Source organism: Citrobacter sp. Cm038 (assembly GCF_030333105.1).
In the GTDB taxonomy this organism is placed as follows: Bacteria; Pseudomonadota; Gammaproteobacteria; order Enterobacterales; family Enterobacteriaceae; genus Citrobacter; species Citrobacter murliniae.
The window spans coordinates 338514-354958 of the sequence record NZ_JAOWGO010000016.1; the positions used below are offsets into that span (position 1 = coordinate 338514).

The following is a 16445-nucleotide window of genomic DNA, read 5'->3' on the forward strand; positions in this document are numbered from 1 at the left end:
GGAAAAAATGCGCAGTCAGTACCAGACTTATTGCTGCCCGCAACAAGGCGGGTCAGGACAATCCATATTCCGGTATCTGGCCGGAACTTACGGGAGCATAGCTATGACTGATATTGCGCAGTTGCTTGGCAAAGACGCCGACAACCTTTTACAGCATCGTTGTATGACCATTCCTTCTGATCAACTTTACCTGCCTGGACATGACTACGTCGACCGAGTGATGGTGGATAATAACCGTCCGCCTGCCGTGCTGCGTAATATGCAGACGCTGTACAACACAGGCCGACTCGCCGGGACGGGATATCTGTCTATTTTGCCGGTGGACCAGGGCGTGGAGCATTCCGCCGGGGCATCGTTTGCTGCTAATCCGTTGTACTTTGATCCAAAGAATATCGTTGAGCTGGCTATCGAAGCGGGCTGTAACTGCGTGGCATCGACCTATGGTGTGCTGGCTTCCGTTTCTCGCCGCTACGCGCACCGTATCCCATTCCTTGTGAAAATTAACCACAATGAAACGCTCAGTTACCCTAATACCTTTGATCAGACGCTGTATGCCAGCGTGGAGCAGGCGTTCAACATGGGGGCGGTAGCGGTTGGAGCGACCATCTATTTTGGTTCAGAGGAGTCGCGTCGCCAGATTGAAGAGATTTCTGCGGCATTTGAGCGTGCTCATGAACTGGGGATGGTGACGGTTCTGTGGGCCTATCTGCGTAATTCGGCATTTAAAAAAGACGGCGTGGATTACCATGTTTCCGCCGATCTGACAGGGCAGGCTAACCACCTGGCTGCCACTATCGGTGCAGATATCGTTAAGCAGAAAATGGCAGAAAACAATGGTGGGTATAAAGCGGTTAATTTCGGCTACACCGACGATCGCGTCTATAGCAAATTGACGACTGACAACCCTATCGATCTGGTGCGCTATCAGCTAGCGAACTGCTACATGGGCCGGGCTGGATTAATTAACTCAGGCGGGGCCGCCGGGGGCGAAACCGATCTCAGCGATGCGGTGCGCACAGCGGTGATTAATAAACGTGCCGGTGGGATGGGATTAATTCTTGGTCGTAAAGCCTTCAAGAAAACTATGGCAGACGGCGTTAAGCTGATTAACGCCGTGCAGGATGTTTATCTGGATAGCAAAGTCACAATTGCCTGAATCATTGCGGATTGCTTTGTACTAACGTAACAGCGGGCAATCTGGTGGTAACCGGCAACGCAACGCTGCGGGCAGGATTTCAATATGAAACTCCTGTCCGCTGAGCGGTTCACCATCGAGATTAAAGGTGATTTCATGTGGCGCACGTATGTCAAACCATGCCGATGCTCCATCAATGATGTTAGGGTTGTCATCGGATTGCGTTAACGTCGAAAGCAGTGCCGGAAGCAGTTCTTCTCCGGTAAATATCCGCAACTGTAGCAAACCGTCATTAATCAGTGCTGTTGGGCAAAGCTGCTGTCCGCCACCAGCCTGGCGCCCGTTGCCGATGCCAATCACCAGCGCGTCGCCCTGCCAGTGAAAGCCCTCACCGCGAATTTCGCAACTGTCGGGTTTGAGGGTATCCATTCGCATTAGTCCATGGATAAAGTACGACACGCCTCCCAGTGCGGCTTTGAGTTTTTCCGGTGTCTCGGTGGTGATCCGGGTTCCAAAACCCCCCGTCGCCATATTGATAAAATAGGTTTTATCGTTCACCTGTACCATATCGATCTCTACCGTATTCCCGGCGATAGCAAGCTTTAACGCTTTATCCAGCGCCTCCGGGATGCCTGCGCTGGTGGCGAAGTCATTCGCTGTTCCCAACGGCAGAATACCCAGTGCGATAGCGTGGCTATCCTCCGACTGAATTAACGCGGTGGAGACTTCATTGATGGTGCCGTCACCCCCGCCGGCAATCACCGTTGCGACACCCAGTTGACGGGCTTCATCAACGTAGCGCCGGGCATCACCTTTTTCCCAGGTAACGCGAACATGAATTTCCACGCCTTCATCGCGAAGCAGGGCGACTGCATCACGTAGAGGGAGATTATCAGCACTTTTTCCATTCAGGATCAGTAAGCTGGCAGGGAACGCTATCATCCTTTCGCCTCACTTTTATCGTTTTAACAAGTGTATGCCAGGAATCGGGATATGACCCAGGAACAGACTGAAAGCGGAAGCGTAAAGAGAAAAAAAGCCGCGATTGCGGCTTTTCTGACAAGGGGAGATTATTGCGGGAACCACTGGTCGCTGATTTTTTGATAAGTACCGTCAGCTTTGATGGCGGCCAGCGCATTATTCAATTTTTCCAGCAGGGCTTTGTTATCCGGGCGAACTGCGATACCAAGGCCGGTTCCGAAATATTCAGGGTCAGTTACTTTTGCCGTTGCCGTACCTAACTGAGGGTTGGTTTTCAGCCACTCATTAACCACCGCGGTGTCACCAAATACGCCATCAATACGTCCATTTTTCAGGTCGATGATCGCATTCTGGTAGCTGTCATAGGCTACAGTTTTTACTTCAGGATGTTTGTCCTGCAGGTATTTCTGGTGTGTGGTGCCGTTTTCCATTCCGATACGTTTGCCTTTTAGATCGGCAAAAGTTTTATAGGTATCTTTTTTCGCAATCACCAGCGCAGAGTTTGCATAGTATGGCTGAGTAAAGGAGACCTGCTTACTACGCTCTGGGGTGATATCCATACCGGAAATCACCGCATCATATTTTTTGAATTTTAGCGCGGGGATCAGACTGTCGAAAGCATGATTGGTAAAAGTACAGTCAGCCTGCATTTGTTTGCACAATGCTGTTGCCAGGTCGATGTCAAAACCGACAATTTTATTGCTCGCATCCAGCGATTCAAATGGCGGGTAGGTCGCTGATACACCGAAATTAATTTTATCAGCAGCTGAGGCGCCGGTGGCGAAAGTAGCAAGTAATGCGGCCAGTACTAACTTTTTCATGGTGGAACTCCCGTCTGTCAATCTTATGATTATTTACCGTGTCTGCGGCATAGATTTACAATGCCACTTAATGAATTTGTATGCAATAAAAATGATTAAATATTTTTTATAGGATAAAAAAAGACGGACAGTTGAGAGACTTGTCCGTCTTGATGTTATTGTCTTATGCAGTTTATACGGTCTGGATTATATGGTTAATTTCTGTGTTCAAACGCCAGTGCCTTGCGCTCGATTAAGCGCATCATTAACGTCAACAGCCCGTTTACGATCAGGTAAATGACGCCTGCTGCACCGAAGACCATCACGTCATAAGTGCGACCGTACAACAACTGGCTGTAGCCCATGACTTCCATCAACGTAATGGTGTAGGCCAGCGAGGTGCTTTTGAACACCAACACCACTTCGTTTGAATAAGAGGATAGGGCGCGTTTAAAGGCGTAAGGTAGCAGTATTGCCAGCGTATCCTTTTTGCTCATCCCCAGCGCACCACATGATTGCCACTGGCCCTCCGGTATCGCACGGATAGCGCCGTAGAACAGTTGCGTGGTATAGGCCGCGCTGTTTAATGACAACGCAATCAGGGCGCACAACCACGGTTCTGACAGCAGATGCCAGAGTACCGGGTATTCCTGCAACGCGGGAAATTGTCCTGGCCCGTAGTAGATGAGGAAGATTTGCACCAGCAGCGGCGTACCGGTAAACAGCGTGATATAGGCGCGAACCAGCCAGACCAGCACGGGGGTTTTCAGCGTCAGGATGACGGTGAAAATTAGCGCCAGAACCAGAGCCACAACGATGGATGCGACCGTGAGTGTCAGGCTGGTATGCAGCCCTTTCATCAATTCAGGTAAATACTCAAGCATCAGCCCGGTCTCCGCTCAAAACGTGTTGCGCGCAGGTCAATGCGTTTGAGAATGTACTGACTCACCAGCGTAATCACCAGGTAAATAGCGGCTGCAACGATGTACCAGGTAAATGGCTCCTGAGTACGGGTAGCAATGCTTTTGGTTTGCAGCATCAGATCATTCACGCTAATCAGGCTAACTAATGCGGTATCTTTCAGGAGTACCAGCCACTGGTTACCCAGACCTGGCAGAGCATGGCGCCACATTTGCGGCATCACCAGACGAAAGAAGATGGCGGTCTTAGACAACCCCAGCGCCTGACCCGACTCCCATTGTCCGAGCGGAACGGCCTTCAGCGCACCGCGCAGCGTTTGCGAGGCATAGGCCGCGTACAGCAATGACAATGCAATGACGCCGCACAGGAACGGGCTGACGTCGAAGTTTTCGATCTGCATCTGAACGGGGATCTGTACGAACCCAAGATTGATCGTAAAGCCATCGGCCAGCGTCAGCAGAAGTTGAGAGGAACCAAAATAGATAAACAGAACGACCAGAATTTCTGGTAGCCCACGCAGGATAGTGACCAGAGCTGAGCCCGTCCAGGCCACCGGACGCCATTTTACAGACTCCCAGACGGCAAAAAGCATGGCGAGCGCAAGGCCGATGATCAGCGCACAAACCGCAAGGCCGACGGTCATCCCGGCGGCGCTTGCTAAAGGAAAAAATTCATTCATTAAGTATTACTTCTGGAACCATTTGTTGTAGATGGTCTCGTAAGTCCCATCTTTCTTCACTTTTTCCAGCGCAGCGTTAAATTTCTGCTGCAGCTCGGTATTACCCTGGCGCACAGCAATGCCCAGGCCGGTGCCGAAGTAATCTTTATCCGTGACTTTATCGCCGACGGCGGCCAGTTTCGGATTGTCTTTCAGCCATTCAGTCACGACTGCAGTATCACCAAAGACGCCATCAATACGACCGTTTTGCAGATCAAGTTTGGCATTCTGGTAGCTGTCATACGGAACGGTGGTCACTTCCGGATGTTTATCCATGATGAATTTCTGGTGCGTGGTGCCGTTTTGCACGCCGACTTTTTTGCCTTTCAGCTGGTCAATACTGGTAAATTTACCTTGCTGACCAACAAACAACGCAGAGTTGTCGTAATAAGGAGTAGTGAACAGTACCTGTTTTTCACGCTCCGGAGTGATGTCCATGCCGGCCATTACCGCGTCAAAACGACGGAATTTCAGGCTTGGGATCAGGCTGTCGAACGCCTGGTTAGTGAACGTACAGGTAGCGTCAATCTCTTTACACAGCGCATTCGCCAGATCAACGTCAAAGCCCACGATCTTATTATTAGCATCGATGGATTCAAACGGAGGATAAGACGCTTCTGTAGCAAAACGAATAGTTTGGGCTGCGGTAGCGGAAAGGCTAAAACCTGCGATTAGCGCGGCAATCAGAACTTTTTTCATTGTCATTGTCCCGAATCTTAGTGAGAGAGATAGTTTTTAAACGCTTCGGTTTGCGGGTTGGCAAAGCAGCTCGCATCCCCAAACTCTACGATATGACCGTTTTCCATATACACCACACGACTGGCAGTTTTACGTGCAACTTCCACTTCATGGGTGACGATCACCTGAGTAATGTTGGTTTCAGCCAGCTCACGGATGATGCTGACGATTTGTGCCGTAATTTCCGGATCAAGCGCCGCGGTAGGCTCATCAAACAGCAGTACCTGCGGCTCCATCATCAACGCACGAGCAATGGCCACACGCTGTTGCTGACCGCCGGAAAGATGCAGTGGGTAACGATCGCTGTAAGGCTTGAGGCGCAGACGTTCCAGCAGTTTCTCGGCACGTGCCAGCGCTTTTTCTTTCGTCAGACCGAGTACGCGGCAGGGCGCTTCAATCAGGTTTTGCTGCACTGTGAGATGCGGCCAAAGATTGTATTGCTGGAAAACCATACCCACGTTCTGACGCAGCTCACGAATGGCTTTATCGGAAGGGGTTTTCGTGAAGTCGAAACGGTTGCCCGCAATAGAGAGCGTGCCCGAGCGCGGCATCTCAAGCAGATTGAGTACGCGCAGTAGCGAGCTTTTCCCGGCTCCACTTGGGCCAAGTAACACCAGTGTTTCACCCTGAGGGCAATCCAGCGTGATATCGAACAGCGCCTGATGGGCGCCGTAGAAGCAGTTAATGCCGTTTAATTGAATACTCATTGACACTCGTATACTGGCAGTCTGATAGCTATTGAAGCCGCAGATACTACCTTTGACAGAATAGTTATGCAATATTTATGCGTTAAAAGTTAAATGTAAACCGCATTCTTATCTAAACATAGCACAAAATAGCGGGGTCACCAGTGGGCAAGAATAATTGTCGGCATTCTATGCAGAATGCCAGACAATTTATGGGGGTTATGATTTAAGCTGTTGAATGGTGGTAATTAGCGATTTTCGATGGACTGGCGCAGCGTCCCGGCTGGCGCGTGTACGCTGCCTCCGAGATAGCGTACATCGTCCACAACCCAGCACTGGCCTTCACGGATCATCAGCACTTCATCACGCCAGGTCTGATTCCCTTGTTTAAGCTCTACGCGCAGTGGAATGTTGCGTGCATCACTATTCGGAATGGTCGATGCACTGGCAACGCTGGCGCTATCCGGTAATGTGGTGCGGCTGGAGAAAAGATCGCTGTTAAACAGTTCGCGGTGCGTGTTGTCGCGGCTGGCATCGGTCAGCAGTTTCGCCAGATTGTCGCTCAGGTACGGACGAAGGGCGGTCATATCATTGTTACGATGCTGAATGCGGTAATCATAGAATTGCTGTGCCACGCTGTCCGGCCCACCTTCCACACATGCGCCGCTACGCGGACCATTGTCTTTATAGGCCGGAGTCACCGTCGTACAGGCGCTGAGAAGTAGTGCACATGGAACCAGCAGAGAGAGTTTTGAGTAGCGCATAATGATTTCCTTATATACTCGTTATATTTCAAGTTGCTGATGCGTTGGCTATACTCGCTCATCCCGGTCACTGCGTAGCAGCGTGACCGGCGCTCGAACGGTTCAGAGTATGAGCGTTCTACAACAGCGATAATGAATCATATCTTTTCAATGATAGCATAATTGATTAAGGCATTGTTTTTGCTCGCTCCCTGGGGAGCCACGTTCAAAGTGGGGGGAGTCCGTAATATGTCCTTGCACGATTACACGCTTCATTCACACCACCATTTTCACCAGTCATGGCAAACTCTCTACATGTAGTAGGCCTGTTTTCATAAATAGTACAGTGGGCAGATTGTCCTGGCGTTCCGCAAAGGGCAACGCAGCGGGGGCGGGGTTGGTTAGTGCCTGTCATACAGCGCAGGAAAGGGGATACCTGTTCGGTTAATTGGGCTGGCACTACACCATCAGCATCATCACCTTCAGACCAGTAGAAAGAAACACGAAAAAATGCACAACACGCGCCACATGTCATGCATGGGTTCAGATTGCTCATTACTTCACCTGTTACAACATTACATATCAATTAAATCGACATATAAATTATGTCAGCCTTTGGTACCCGGGCAAGTGTACGTTACTGATATTGCATCCAGTTGGGTATTTGTAAATAGGGGGGCAGGATAATTTTTCATCCATGCTATTTTGCGCAGATGTTTACTTTAAGCTGATATTCTTATTTTTGGCCCATTTTCTTAATCTTCCATTAGCATTGGCATAAGGTGAAGATGTATTAAAGGAGATCATCCTTCCCATTGTCCATTTTGTGTACCATGGTTTTCCATACAAAATGTCATTAGAGCGCTCATCAATAAGCTTCACAATTTCATTTTTTACGGCCTGAAGCTCGGTTACTAATGAGCTATAGCTCAACTCACTGTAATCTGAGTAGAATTTCTGCGCTAAAAGACCAAGCTGATTCCATTTATAGCCCGTCTCAGGAAAGTCGACGGGCATCCCTTTCGCGTCAGAAGTGATCCACTTTACAACCAGGGCGTTCCATCCGAGCAGGTATGAAACCAGGTCATGAACGCTCATTTCTGTCCCTTTGGCATGTCCCTCCATCGAGCTATCTGCAGTTAACTCGGGAGGGATTGCGCTAAGGTAACTCATTAATTTACTGAAATTTTTATCAATAGCGAAAAGTAGTTCAGATTTGGTTTGCGGCACACTCATAAAGAATTCCCTCTCGCTTCAGAAGAGTTACCATAAAGACTACGGTGTAGTGTTTGAAAAACAGTCAATTATGTATCACTTACAACAGCAGGGAAAGGCCCTTGGGTAGATAAGCTCATTTGCTTTTTCTTCATAAGATATCAATACAAAAAACAGGGAAACTATTGGGAGGAAAATTTTTTATTGAGGCAGCATCGAGCTCAAAAAAATCAAATATATTAATTTGAAATTTATATAATTTGCTGAAAGGTAATCGACTTCTGGACGTGCTTTTTGTCGTTTTGAAAAATATACAATCACATCATTTTCAATGATAGTGTATAGGTTTGAGAATACTTTTGAGATCGCACGCTTAGCGCATTAAGGAGATTAACCATGCAGTTTTCGACTACCCCTACGCTTGAAGGGCAGAGCATCGTGGAATACTGCGGTGTGGTAACTGGTGAAGCTATTCTGGGCGCAAATATCTTCCGTGATTTCTTTGCGGGCATTCGTGATATTGTCGGGGGCCGCTCCGGCGCGTATGAAAAAGAGTTGCGAAAAGCGCGTGAAATTGCCTTTCAGGAGCTGGGGGAACAGGCGAAAGCGCTGGGTGCGGACGCGGTCGTCGGTATCGATATTGACTACGAAACTGTAGGTAAAGACGGCAGCATGTTGATGGTGAGCGTCAGCGGTACTGCGGTGAAAACTCTCCGATGAAACGTTTGTTATGTCTGCTGATGTTTACCCTGCTATTGGCAGGGTGTGCCGGTGAGAAAGGTATTGTTGATAAAGACGGGTATCAACTGGATACCCGCCGTCAGGCTCAGGCGGCGTATCCGCGGATAAAAGTGCTGGTTATCCACTATACGGCAGACGATTTTGACTCTTCTCTGGCGACGCTGACGGATAAAAACGTCAGTTCGCACTATCTGATCCCGGCGATACCGCCGCTGTACCACGGAAAGCCGCGTATCTGGCAACTGGTTCCGGAGAAAGATCTGGCATGGCATGCGGGGATTAGTTTCTGGCGTGGCGCCACACGTATTAACGATACGTCGATTGGTATTGAACTGGAAAACCGTGGCTGGCAGAAATCGGCAGGCATAAAGTATTTTGCCCCGTTTGAGCCCGCGCAGATTCAGGCATTGATCCCTCTGGCGAAGGAAATCATTGCTCGCTACGACATCAAACCACAAAACGTGGTGGCACATGCGGATGTTGCGCCGCAGCGCAAAGACGATCCTGGTCCCCTGTTTCCGTGGCGTGAACTGGCGGCACAGGGGATTGGCGCATGGCCGGATGCGCAGCGCGTGATGTTTTATCTCGGCGGACGCGCACCTCATGAGTTAGTTGAAACGGCATCGTTACTCGATCTGCTGTCGCGTTATGGCTATGAGGTAAAACCGGAAATGACGTCACGCGAGCAGCAGCGGTTGATTATGGCGTTTCAGATGCACTTCCGCCCGGCGTTGTGGAACGGCGTGGCGGATGCAGAAACTCAGGCGATTGCCGAAGCGCTACTGGAGAAATACGGGCAGGATTAACGCGGTAGCTTACCGTGGTCGCGCAGCCAGGCCGCGGTACGCTCAATTCCTTCATCCAGCGTCACAACGGGCTGATAGCCTAACTCTTCCTGGGCGCGAGTGGTATCCAGCGTAAAGTCAAAATTCAGCTTTGAAACGCCGTAGTGAGTGAGTTTAGGTTCTTTAGCCGATTTGTTACCAAGACGCTCCATGCTGCGGGCAATCATGTCCAGCATCGGATAGGGCACTGAGCGAATACGGCAATCAATATTGAGCTCGTCGATAAGTTTTTGCACGATACTGCGCAGGGTACGATGCTCACCATTGGTAATGTTATACGCACGACCCGACGGCAGGTTATCGCAGGTTTCCTGACTTACCAGCCACATTGCGTGAACCGCATTTTCATAATAGGTCATATCCACCAGCGCACTGCCACCGTGTGGCAAAAGGATGCTGCCGTAGTGATGCATCATGTGTGCCAGGCGGGGGATAAAAACTTTATCGTGAGGGCCGAACAGGCTTTGCGGACGAAGCACTGTAAAGCGGGTCTGCGGGTTGGCCTGGGCCAACAGCGCAATAACGTCTTCACCAGCCGCTTTACTACGGGCGAATTCGTTGGCGAAACGGTGTGGACGGAAGTCCTCTTTAATATCGCGATGGTGGTGATAATCAAAATAGAGCGACGGGGAGGAGATATGAATAAAGTTACGCACGCCCCAGGCGACGGCCCATTCGCCCAGACGACGGGTCGCACGGACGTTGGCCAGATCGAACGCTTCTTGTGTTCCCCACGGCGAGGTAAAACTGGAGCAGTGCCACAGCGTGTCGATGCCTGCGAGCATCACTTTTGCCTGCGAAGAGACCAGTTCGGTCAAATCTGCATGCACAAATTCTGCGCCCATTTTCTCCAGCAGCTTACCCATCGCTTCGTTGCGACCGGTGGCTCTGACGCTGATGCCTTTGTTGCGTAAAAACTCAACCGCGTTTCGGCCTAAGCCGCTGGTGGCTCCGGTAACCAGTACCTTCATATCAATCCGCTGTGTTTAATAGAACTTCACGCGCATTCTTCCGTGAAATACGACTGTATGCAATGGGAAACGTGAAAGAATACAGCCTCTTTTTGTCTTTAGTCTGTGATTTGTTCTGCAAGTTTGGCGATACGCTTCGCCATCCCCCTGAAAATGAACAGGTGAGCCGGGATCATCAGCAACCAATAGAAGAGGCCTGGCATACCATGTGGATGCCACCAGGCGCGAACGTCTATACGGCGGTGATCGCCTTTATCTTCCAGCGTAAAGCTCAGGCGGCCAAGTCCTGGAGCTTTCATTCCAAACAGCAGGGTGAGCTGTTTTTCCGGCTCTACAATAATGACTTTCCAGCTATCAACGGTATCGCCGACCTGTAAAATCGGGTGTTCGGGTCGACCTTTCGCCAGCTTATGGCCTACCAGCAGGTCCAGTGCTGCACGCGTTTTCCACAATATATTGCCAAAGAAATAACCTTCCTTACCGCCGAGCCGGTTTACTACCTGCCACAGCGCTTTCCGGCTGGCAGACGTTTCGACGCTAAAACCGGCCTGTTTGGCAAAATAGCCGTATTCAGGGCGCCAGCGTGCGAATGCCTGGGCGTCGTAACCCCAGTCGCTGGAGTTGACCAGCTTCTCTTCTTCTTTGAGCGTACTGCGTACCGCATCGTCAAACGCAATCAATTGTTGCGGAATAAGCGACCGTAGCGCGGCGTCATCAGCCAGAAGATCGTGTTTCAGCCCTTGTATCAGCGCTTTTGCGGTGTTCGGCGGAACTGAGGTAATCACATTTAAAAACCAGACCGAGATCCAACGGGTAGGAAAGGGGATGGGAATAAGCAGGCGATGCTTGCCGCTGACGGCCATAAAATGCTCGAATTGCTCCTGGTAACTTAATACCTGTGGCCCTGCGGCTTCGAGCACACGATGTTCGCTTGTTGGGTGATCCAGCAATGCCACCAGGTAATGCAGCAGGTTTTCCAGTGCAATTGGTGTGGTGCGTGAGCGTACCCAGCGGGGGGGAGTCAGCACCGGCAGGTTGTAGACCATGTCGCGCATCACCTCAAAGGCTGCTGAGCCAGCCCCCACGATTATGCCGGCCCGTAGCTCAGTTACCGGCACACCGGATTCTCGCAGTGTGTCCGCCGTTATCTGGCGTGCGCGCAAGTGATCGGACTGTTCATGTTTGGGAGCCTGTAATGAACTCAGGAAAATAAGTTGTTTGACCGGGGTGTTACGCAACGCATCACGGACATTCAGCGCGACCTGACGTTCATGAGCGATAAAATCGCCACCTTCGCCCATGCCATGAACCAGATAATAGACAGTATCGACCCCAGCCAGAAGAGACGTCAGGTTATCCGGCCAGTTTAAATCGACTTTATGGCAACTGACGTTAGCCAGCTGCTGTTTTTCCAGTCGCTCAATGCGACGTGCCGCAGCCAGCACCTGATGCCCTTGCTGGCTGAGCGCCTGAACCAGATGCTGACCAATGTAACCACTGGCGCCAAGTACCAAAATCCGTTGCGGCACGCCTGTCTCCTTAGCGGTTTAAGAATGTGCGCCAGTGAGCGGCGACTTCAGCAAGTTGCTCACGCGAGACGTCCAGATGCATTACCAGACGTACAATTGGCGAGGCGTTAATCAGAACGTCTTTCGATTTCATATACTCGCCCAGCGCGGCAGCATGCTCTTCACCGACACGGACAAACAGCATATTGGTGTCGTGACGCATCACGTCAGCGCCAGCTTCTCGTAGTTGCTCTGCCATCCAGGCCGCGTTGTCATGATCGTCCTGCAAACGCGCAACGTTATTTTTAAGCGCGTACAGGCCGGCAGCCGCCAGAATACCAGCCTGACGCATCCCGCCGCCGGTCATTTTACGCCAGCGAATGGCGCGTTTGATGTAGTCCTGGCTACCGACTAACAGTGAGCCGACCGGCGTTCCCAGACCCTTGGAGAGGCAAATGGTGAACGAGTCGCAATACTGGGTGATCTCTTTCAGCTCACATCCGTAGGCAACGACAGCGTTAAAAATACGTGCGCCGTCAACGTGTAGCGCAAGATTTCGTTCGCGGGTGAAGTCCCAGGCATCCTTTAAATACTCGCGCGGCAGCACTTTACCGTTGTGGGTATTTTCCAGACTGAGCAGGCGTGTGCGGGCAAAATGGATATCGTCTGCTTTGATTTTGGCAGCAACTTTATCCAATGGAAGAGAGCCGTCTGGTGCTGCGTCGATAGGCTGCGGCTGAATACTGCCCAGCACTGCGGCACCACCGGCTTCGTATAAATAGTTATGCGCCCCCTGGCCTGCAATGTACTCTTCACCGCGTTGGCAGTGACTGAGTAGCGCAACCAGATTTGCCTGAGTGCCGGTAGGTAAGAAAATCGCCGCTTCTTTGCCTGAAAGCTCAGCGGCATATTGTTGAAGTGCATTGACGGTAGGGTCGTCCCCGTACACGTCGTCCCCGACCGGGGCGGTCATCATTGCTTCGAGCATGGCACGGCTCGGTCGGGTAACGGTATCACTGCGTAAATCGATCACGGGCATTCCTTGTAGTGTGAGGTAATGCCCTCTGTTTTACCTGAGCCAGTTGGTTTTCGCCAGTTCGATCACTTCATCACCGCGTCCGCTGATGATCGCGCGCAACATATACAGGCTAAAACCTTTAGCCTGTTCGAGCTTGATTTGTGGTGGAATTGCCAGTTCTTCTTTCGCTACAACCACGTCAACCAGCACCGGGCCATCAATCGACATTGCCCTTTGTAGTGCCTCATCTACGTCTGATGATTTTTCCACGCGAATGCCGGTGATCCCACACGCTTCGGCAATGCGCGCGAAGTTGGTATCGTGCAGTTCAGTACCGTCAGTCAGGTAGCCGCCGGCCTTCATCTCCATCGCCACAAATCCCAGCACGCTATTGTTAAAAACGATAATCTTCACTGGCAGTTTCATCTGCACGACTGAAAGAAAATCTCCCATCAGCATGCTGAACCCACCGTCGCCGCACATTGCGACTACCTGGCGTCCTGGTTCTGTCGCCTGAGCGCCTAACGCCTGTGGCATAGCATTCGCCATTGATCCGTGATTAAACGAACCAAGCAGACGGCGCTTACCGTTCATTTTCAGATAGCGAGCTGCCCATACGGTAGGCGTGCCGACATCGCAGGTAAAGATGGCGTCGTCGGCGGCGAAATGACTGATCTGTTGCGCCAGATACTGCGGATGTATGGCTTTATCGCTGGGTTTGGCTAAATCATCCAGGCCTTTGCGTGCATCACGATAGTGTTCCAGTGCTTTATCCAAAAACTGCCGGTCGGTTTTTTCTTCCACCAGCGGTAGCAGGGCGCTAAGTGTGGATTTAATATCACCCACCAGCGCCATATCGACTTTACTGTGCGCGCCAATGCTCGCCGGATTGATATCAATCTGAATAATTTTGGCGTCGGTTGGGTAGAAGGGACGATAGGGGAACTGGGTGCCGAGTAAGATCAGCGTGTCGGCATTCATCATGGTATGAAAACCTGATGAAAAGCCAATTAGCCCGGTCATGCCGACATCGTACGGATTGTCATATTCAATGTGCTCTTTCCCGCGCAGGGCATGAACAATCGGTGCTTTGATTTTCGCAGCAAACTCGACCAGTTCTTTATGCGCACCAGCGCAACCACTGCCGCACATCAACGCGATATTGCTGGAATAGCGTAGCAGTTGCGCCAGCTTTTTAATCTCTTCTTCTGCTGGGGTCACCACCGGTAACGGCGCGTGGTACCAGTGTGTACTGGCGCTTTCAGGGGCCAGTTTTAATGCCACGTCACCTGGTAGAACGACCACGGAAACGCCGCGGTTTAACACCGCTTTACGCATGGCAATTGCCAGTACCTGCGGGATCTGTTCAGGGCTGGAAACCAGCTCGCAATAGTGGCTACATTCACGGAACAACTCTTGCGGGTGGGTCTCCTGAAAATAACCACTGCCGATTTCACTGGAGGGAATATGCGCGGCAATCGCCAGCACCGGGACGTGGTTACGGTGGCAATCAAACAGGCCGTTAATCAGGTGCAGGTTTCCCGGCCCACATGAACCGGCACACACCGCCAGTTCACCAGTCAGTTGTGCTTCTGCACCTGCGGCAAAGGCCGCAACCTCTTCATGCCGGGTTGGCATCCAGTCAATCGTTCCCATGCGATTCAGACTATCACTCAGGCCATTCAGTGAGTCCCCTGTTACGCCCCAAATGCGTTTTACCCCAGCTTGTTCAAGGGTTTTAGCAATAAACGCAGCAACCGTTTGTTTCATGGTTTTCCATCTCCTTTAATGTGATACCGGTTACAAGTTTAGATGAAGATAATAGTTATGCTTCTCATTCCCCCTGATTTTCGGCAGCTTTCTTTTCAGATAGATAAAGCGTAGTTTGAGAGCAGACATGGTAAAACAAGGAATAAATTCAAATGTTTACGAGCCTATTAAATGCAGTGAATCGGATGCTGACTCATGAGGACTTTGGCAAATTTTTGTTACGCCTTGCCGTTGGGGGACTGATGCTGTTTCACGGCTTGCATAAGCTTTTTGCGGGTATTGATGGTATCAGCGGCATGTTGATCGCTAGGGGATTCCCGGGTTTCATCGCTTACGGTGTTTTGTTGGGGGAGGTGGTTGCTCCTTGCCTGATTATTCTCGGTATTCTGACGCGTCCGGCGGCGTTAGGGCTGGCGTTTACGATGGTTGTAGCATGGCTGATGGTCGGGATGGGGGAGACCTGGTCGCTGGACAAAACCGGCGCATGGGCGATTGAAAGCCTGGTGTATTTTTTTATTGGTGCGCTGGCAGTGGCATTTTTAGGTGCGGGGAGATATGCGTTGGGTGGCAACTCGGCCTGGCGGTAAAAAATAGTCGGATGACAGCATAAACAGCTTATCCGTCCTACGGTTGTTCTTGTAGGACGGATAAGCTCAGTGTCATCCGGCTATTAATGATTATGCAAGTACCAGATTACCTTGTGGATGGCAGGAGCAGGCCAGTACATAACCTTCAGCAATTTCCGCGTCAGTCAGCGTCATGGTGCTGGAGACCGTGTAGTTACCATCAACGACTTTGGTTTTACAGCAGCCGCATACGCCCGCACGGCATGCGGCGACGATCGGCACGCTGTTGCTTTCCAGCGCTTCCAGAAGGGTCGTGCCAACCGGTGCATAAAACTCTTTTGCCGGTTGTAACTTGGTGAACTTCAGACCGCTGGTGGCGGCTTCCGCGACCGGAGTGAAGAACTGTTCTTTAAAGAAGCGCGTCACGCCAAGCGCTTTCACTTCTTTTTCAACCAGATCCATGTACGGCGCCGGGCCGCAGGTCATCACGGTACGTGCGGTCAGGTCCGGTACGCTCTTCAGTAGTTCGGTTGTCAGTCGGCCGGAAACAAAGCCATGGGTAGCATTGTTTTCGGCGACTAACGTGACCGGATACTCACGCCATTCGTCGGCAAAAATGACATCTTCCGGCGAACGGACGTTAAAGATCACCTGTACATCGGCCTGCGGACGATACTTTGCCAACCAGCGACGCATTGACATGATTGGCGTAACACCACAGCCAGCAGCCAGCATCAGGAACTTGTCTTCCGCTTTATCTTCACAGGTGAATTCACCCATGGCATCGGACAGCCAGATGTAGTCGCCGCGCTTCACGTCACGGGTTAACCACTGAGAACCTGCACCGTCGTCAATCCGCCGAATAGTCAGCGTGATGTATTCGCTAACGCCCGGTGTTGAGGAGAGGGTGTAAGCACGCAGCGTATCCGCTGAGTTACGTACGCTGACCAGTGCATACTGCCCGGCACGATATGGGTAATAGTCGTGGCATAGCAACGAAATTGTCCATACATCCGGCGTTTCCTGATGGATGTGATGAACCTGCATCCGCCACGGGCACTGATGGGTTGGCATTGTCATTCTCTACTC

The 16445-nt window shown here is 51.0% G+C and carries 18 protein-coding genes; 4 read left to right on the forward strand and 14 right to left on the reverse strand.

Going from position 1 to position 16445, the window contains the following annotated elements:
- Positions 1 to 103 precede the first annotated feature (103 nt).
- On the forward strand, positions 104 to 1156 hold the full coding sequence (gene fbaB, locus OGY01_RS03865; protein ID WP_045444840.1) for a class I fructose-bisphosphate aldolase: 1053 nt from the start codon (positions 104 to 106) through the stop codon (positions 1154 to 1156).
- Between the two features lie 21 nt (positions 1157 to 1177).
- Here the strand turns inward: fbaB and yegS are convergent, their stop codons facing one another.
- The 9 genes from yegS to OGY01_RS03910 form a co-directional block, all read right to left on the reverse strand.
- Positions 1178 to 2077: a lipid kinase YegS gene (gene yegS, locus OGY01_RS03870; protein WP_200012742.1), complete on the reverse strand. Its 900-nt coding sequence runs from the start codon at positions 2075 to 2077 to the stop codon at positions 1178 to 1180.
- A gap of 128 nt (positions 2078 to 2205) precedes the next feature.
- Complete coding sequence (gene artJ, locus OGY01_RS03875; protein WP_045444834.1) at positions 2206 to 2937, reverse strand: arginine ABC transporter substrate-binding protein ArtJ; 732 nt, start codon at positions 2935 to 2937, stop codon at positions 2206 to 2208.
- Positions 2938 to 3131: 194 nt separating this feature from the next.
- On the reverse strand, positions 3132 to 3800 hold the full coding sequence (gene artM, locus OGY01_RS03880; protein ID WP_045444831.1) for an arginine ABC transporter permease ArtM: 669 nt from the start codon (positions 3798 to 3800) through the stop codon (positions 3132 to 3134).
- Positions 3800 to 4516, reverse strand: coding sequence for an arginine ABC transporter permease ArtQ (gene artQ, locus OGY01_RS03885; RefSeq protein ID WP_045444828.1), 717 nt, complete (start codon positions 4514 to 4516; stop codon positions 3800 to 3802). The genes artM and artQ overlap by 1 nt, the downstream gene beginning before the upstream one ends.
- Positions 4517 to 4522: 6 nt before the next feature.
- The gene (artI, locus tag OGY01_RS03890) at positions 4523 to 5254 is read right to left on the reverse strand and encodes an arginine ABC transporter substrate-binding protein ArtI (protein ID WP_045449691.1); all 732 of its coding nucleotides are present in this window, start codon (positions 5252 to 5254) and stop codon (positions 4523 to 4525) included.
- Between the two features lie 17 nt (positions 5255 to 5271).
- The gene (gene artP, locus OGY01_RS03895; RefSeq protein WP_045444825.1) at positions 5272 to 6000 is read right to left on the reverse strand and encodes an arginine ABC transporter ATP-binding protein ArtP; all 729 of its coding nucleotides are present in this window, start codon (positions 5998 to 6000) and stop codon (positions 5272 to 5274) included.
- A 227-nt stretch (positions 6001 to 6227) separates the two neighbouring features.
- Complete coding sequence (locus OGY01_RS03900) at positions 6228 to 6743, reverse strand: lipoprotein (RefSeq protein ID WP_045444822.1); 516 nt, start codon at positions 6741 to 6743, stop codon at positions 6228 to 6230.
- A gap of 205 nt (positions 6744 to 6948) precedes the next feature.
- Positions 6949 to 7278 carry a YkgJ family cysteine cluster protein gene (locus OGY01_RS03905; RefSeq protein WP_071828981.1) on the reverse strand — a complete coding sequence of 110 codons (330 nt, stop codon included), beginning with the start codon at positions 7276 to 7278 and terminating at the stop codon, positions 6949 to 6951.
- A 161-nt stretch (positions 7279 to 7439) separates the two neighbouring features.
- Positions 7440 to 7958 (reverse strand): ClbS/DfsB family four-helix bundle protein, encoded by a 519-nt coding sequence (locus OGY01_RS03910; RefSeq protein WP_045444819.1) that lies wholly within the window; start codon positions 7956 to 7958, stop codon positions 7440 to 7442.
- 375 nt (positions 7959 to 8333) lie between these two features.
- Between OGY01_RS03910 and OGY01_RS03915 the strand changes: the two genes are divergently transcribed.
- On the forward strand, positions 8334 to 8657 hold the full coding sequence (locus OGY01_RS03915; protein ID WP_174771345.1) for a heavy metal-binding domain-containing protein: 324 nt from the start codon (positions 8334 to 8336) through the stop codon (positions 8655 to 8657).
- Complete coding sequence (locus tag OGY01_RS03920; protein WP_045444813.1) at positions 8654 to 9484, forward strand: N-acetylmuramoyl-L-alanine amidase; 831 nt, start codon at positions 8654 to 8656, stop codon at positions 9482 to 9484. Before OGY01_RS03915 ends, OGY01_RS03920 begins: the two co-directional genes overlap by 4 nt.
- Here the strand turns inward: OGY01_RS03920 and OGY01_RS03925 are convergent.
- The 4 genes from OGY01_RS03925 to poxB form a co-directional block, all read right to left on the reverse strand.
- Positions 9481 to 10494, reverse strand: a complete 1014-nt coding sequence (locus tag OGY01_RS03925; protein WP_045444810.1) for a 3-beta-hydroxysteroid dehydrogenase — start codon at positions 10492 to 10494, stop codon at positions 9481 to 9483. The genes OGY01_RS03920 and OGY01_RS03925 overlap by 4 nt on opposite strands.
- Before the next feature lie 98 nt (positions 10495 to 10592).
- On the reverse strand, positions 10593 to 12023 hold the full coding sequence (locus OGY01_RS03930) for an SDR family oxidoreductase (RefSeq protein ID WP_048221078.1): 1431 nt from the start codon (positions 12021 to 12023) through the stop codon (positions 10593 to 10595).
- A gap of 10 nt (positions 12024 to 12033) precedes the next feature.
- Entirely contained in the window at positions 12034 to 13035 is a 1002-nt protein-coding gene (gene ltaE, locus OGY01_RS03935) for a low-specificity L-threonine aldolase (protein ID WP_045444803.1), read from the reverse strand.
- Positions 13036 to 13071: 36 nt separating this feature from the next.
- Positions 13072 to 14790, reverse strand: coding sequence for a ubiquinone-dependent pyruvate dehydrogenase (poxB, locus tag OGY01_RS03940; protein ID WP_286492458.1), 1719 nt, complete (start codon positions 14788 to 14790; stop codon positions 13072 to 13074).
- 152 nt (positions 14791 to 14942) lie between these two features.
- Here poxB and OGY01_RS03945 point away from each other — a divergent pair, with 152 nt between their 5' ends.
- Positions 14943 to 15377 carry a DoxX family protein gene (locus tag OGY01_RS03945; protein ID WP_286492459.1) on the forward strand — a complete coding sequence of 145 codons (435 nt, stop codon included), beginning with the start codon at positions 14943 to 14945 and terminating at the stop codon, positions 15375 to 15377.
- Positions 15378 to 15467: 90 nt separating this feature from the next.
- On the opposite strand, the gene hcr is transcribed toward OGY01_RS03945, so the two are convergent.
- Complete coding sequence (gene hcr, locus OGY01_RS03950; RefSeq protein WP_286492460.1) at positions 15468 to 16436, reverse strand: NADH oxidoreductase; 969 nt, start codon at positions 16434 to 16436, stop codon at positions 15468 to 15470.
- Positions 16437 to 16445: the final 9 nt, after the last annotated feature.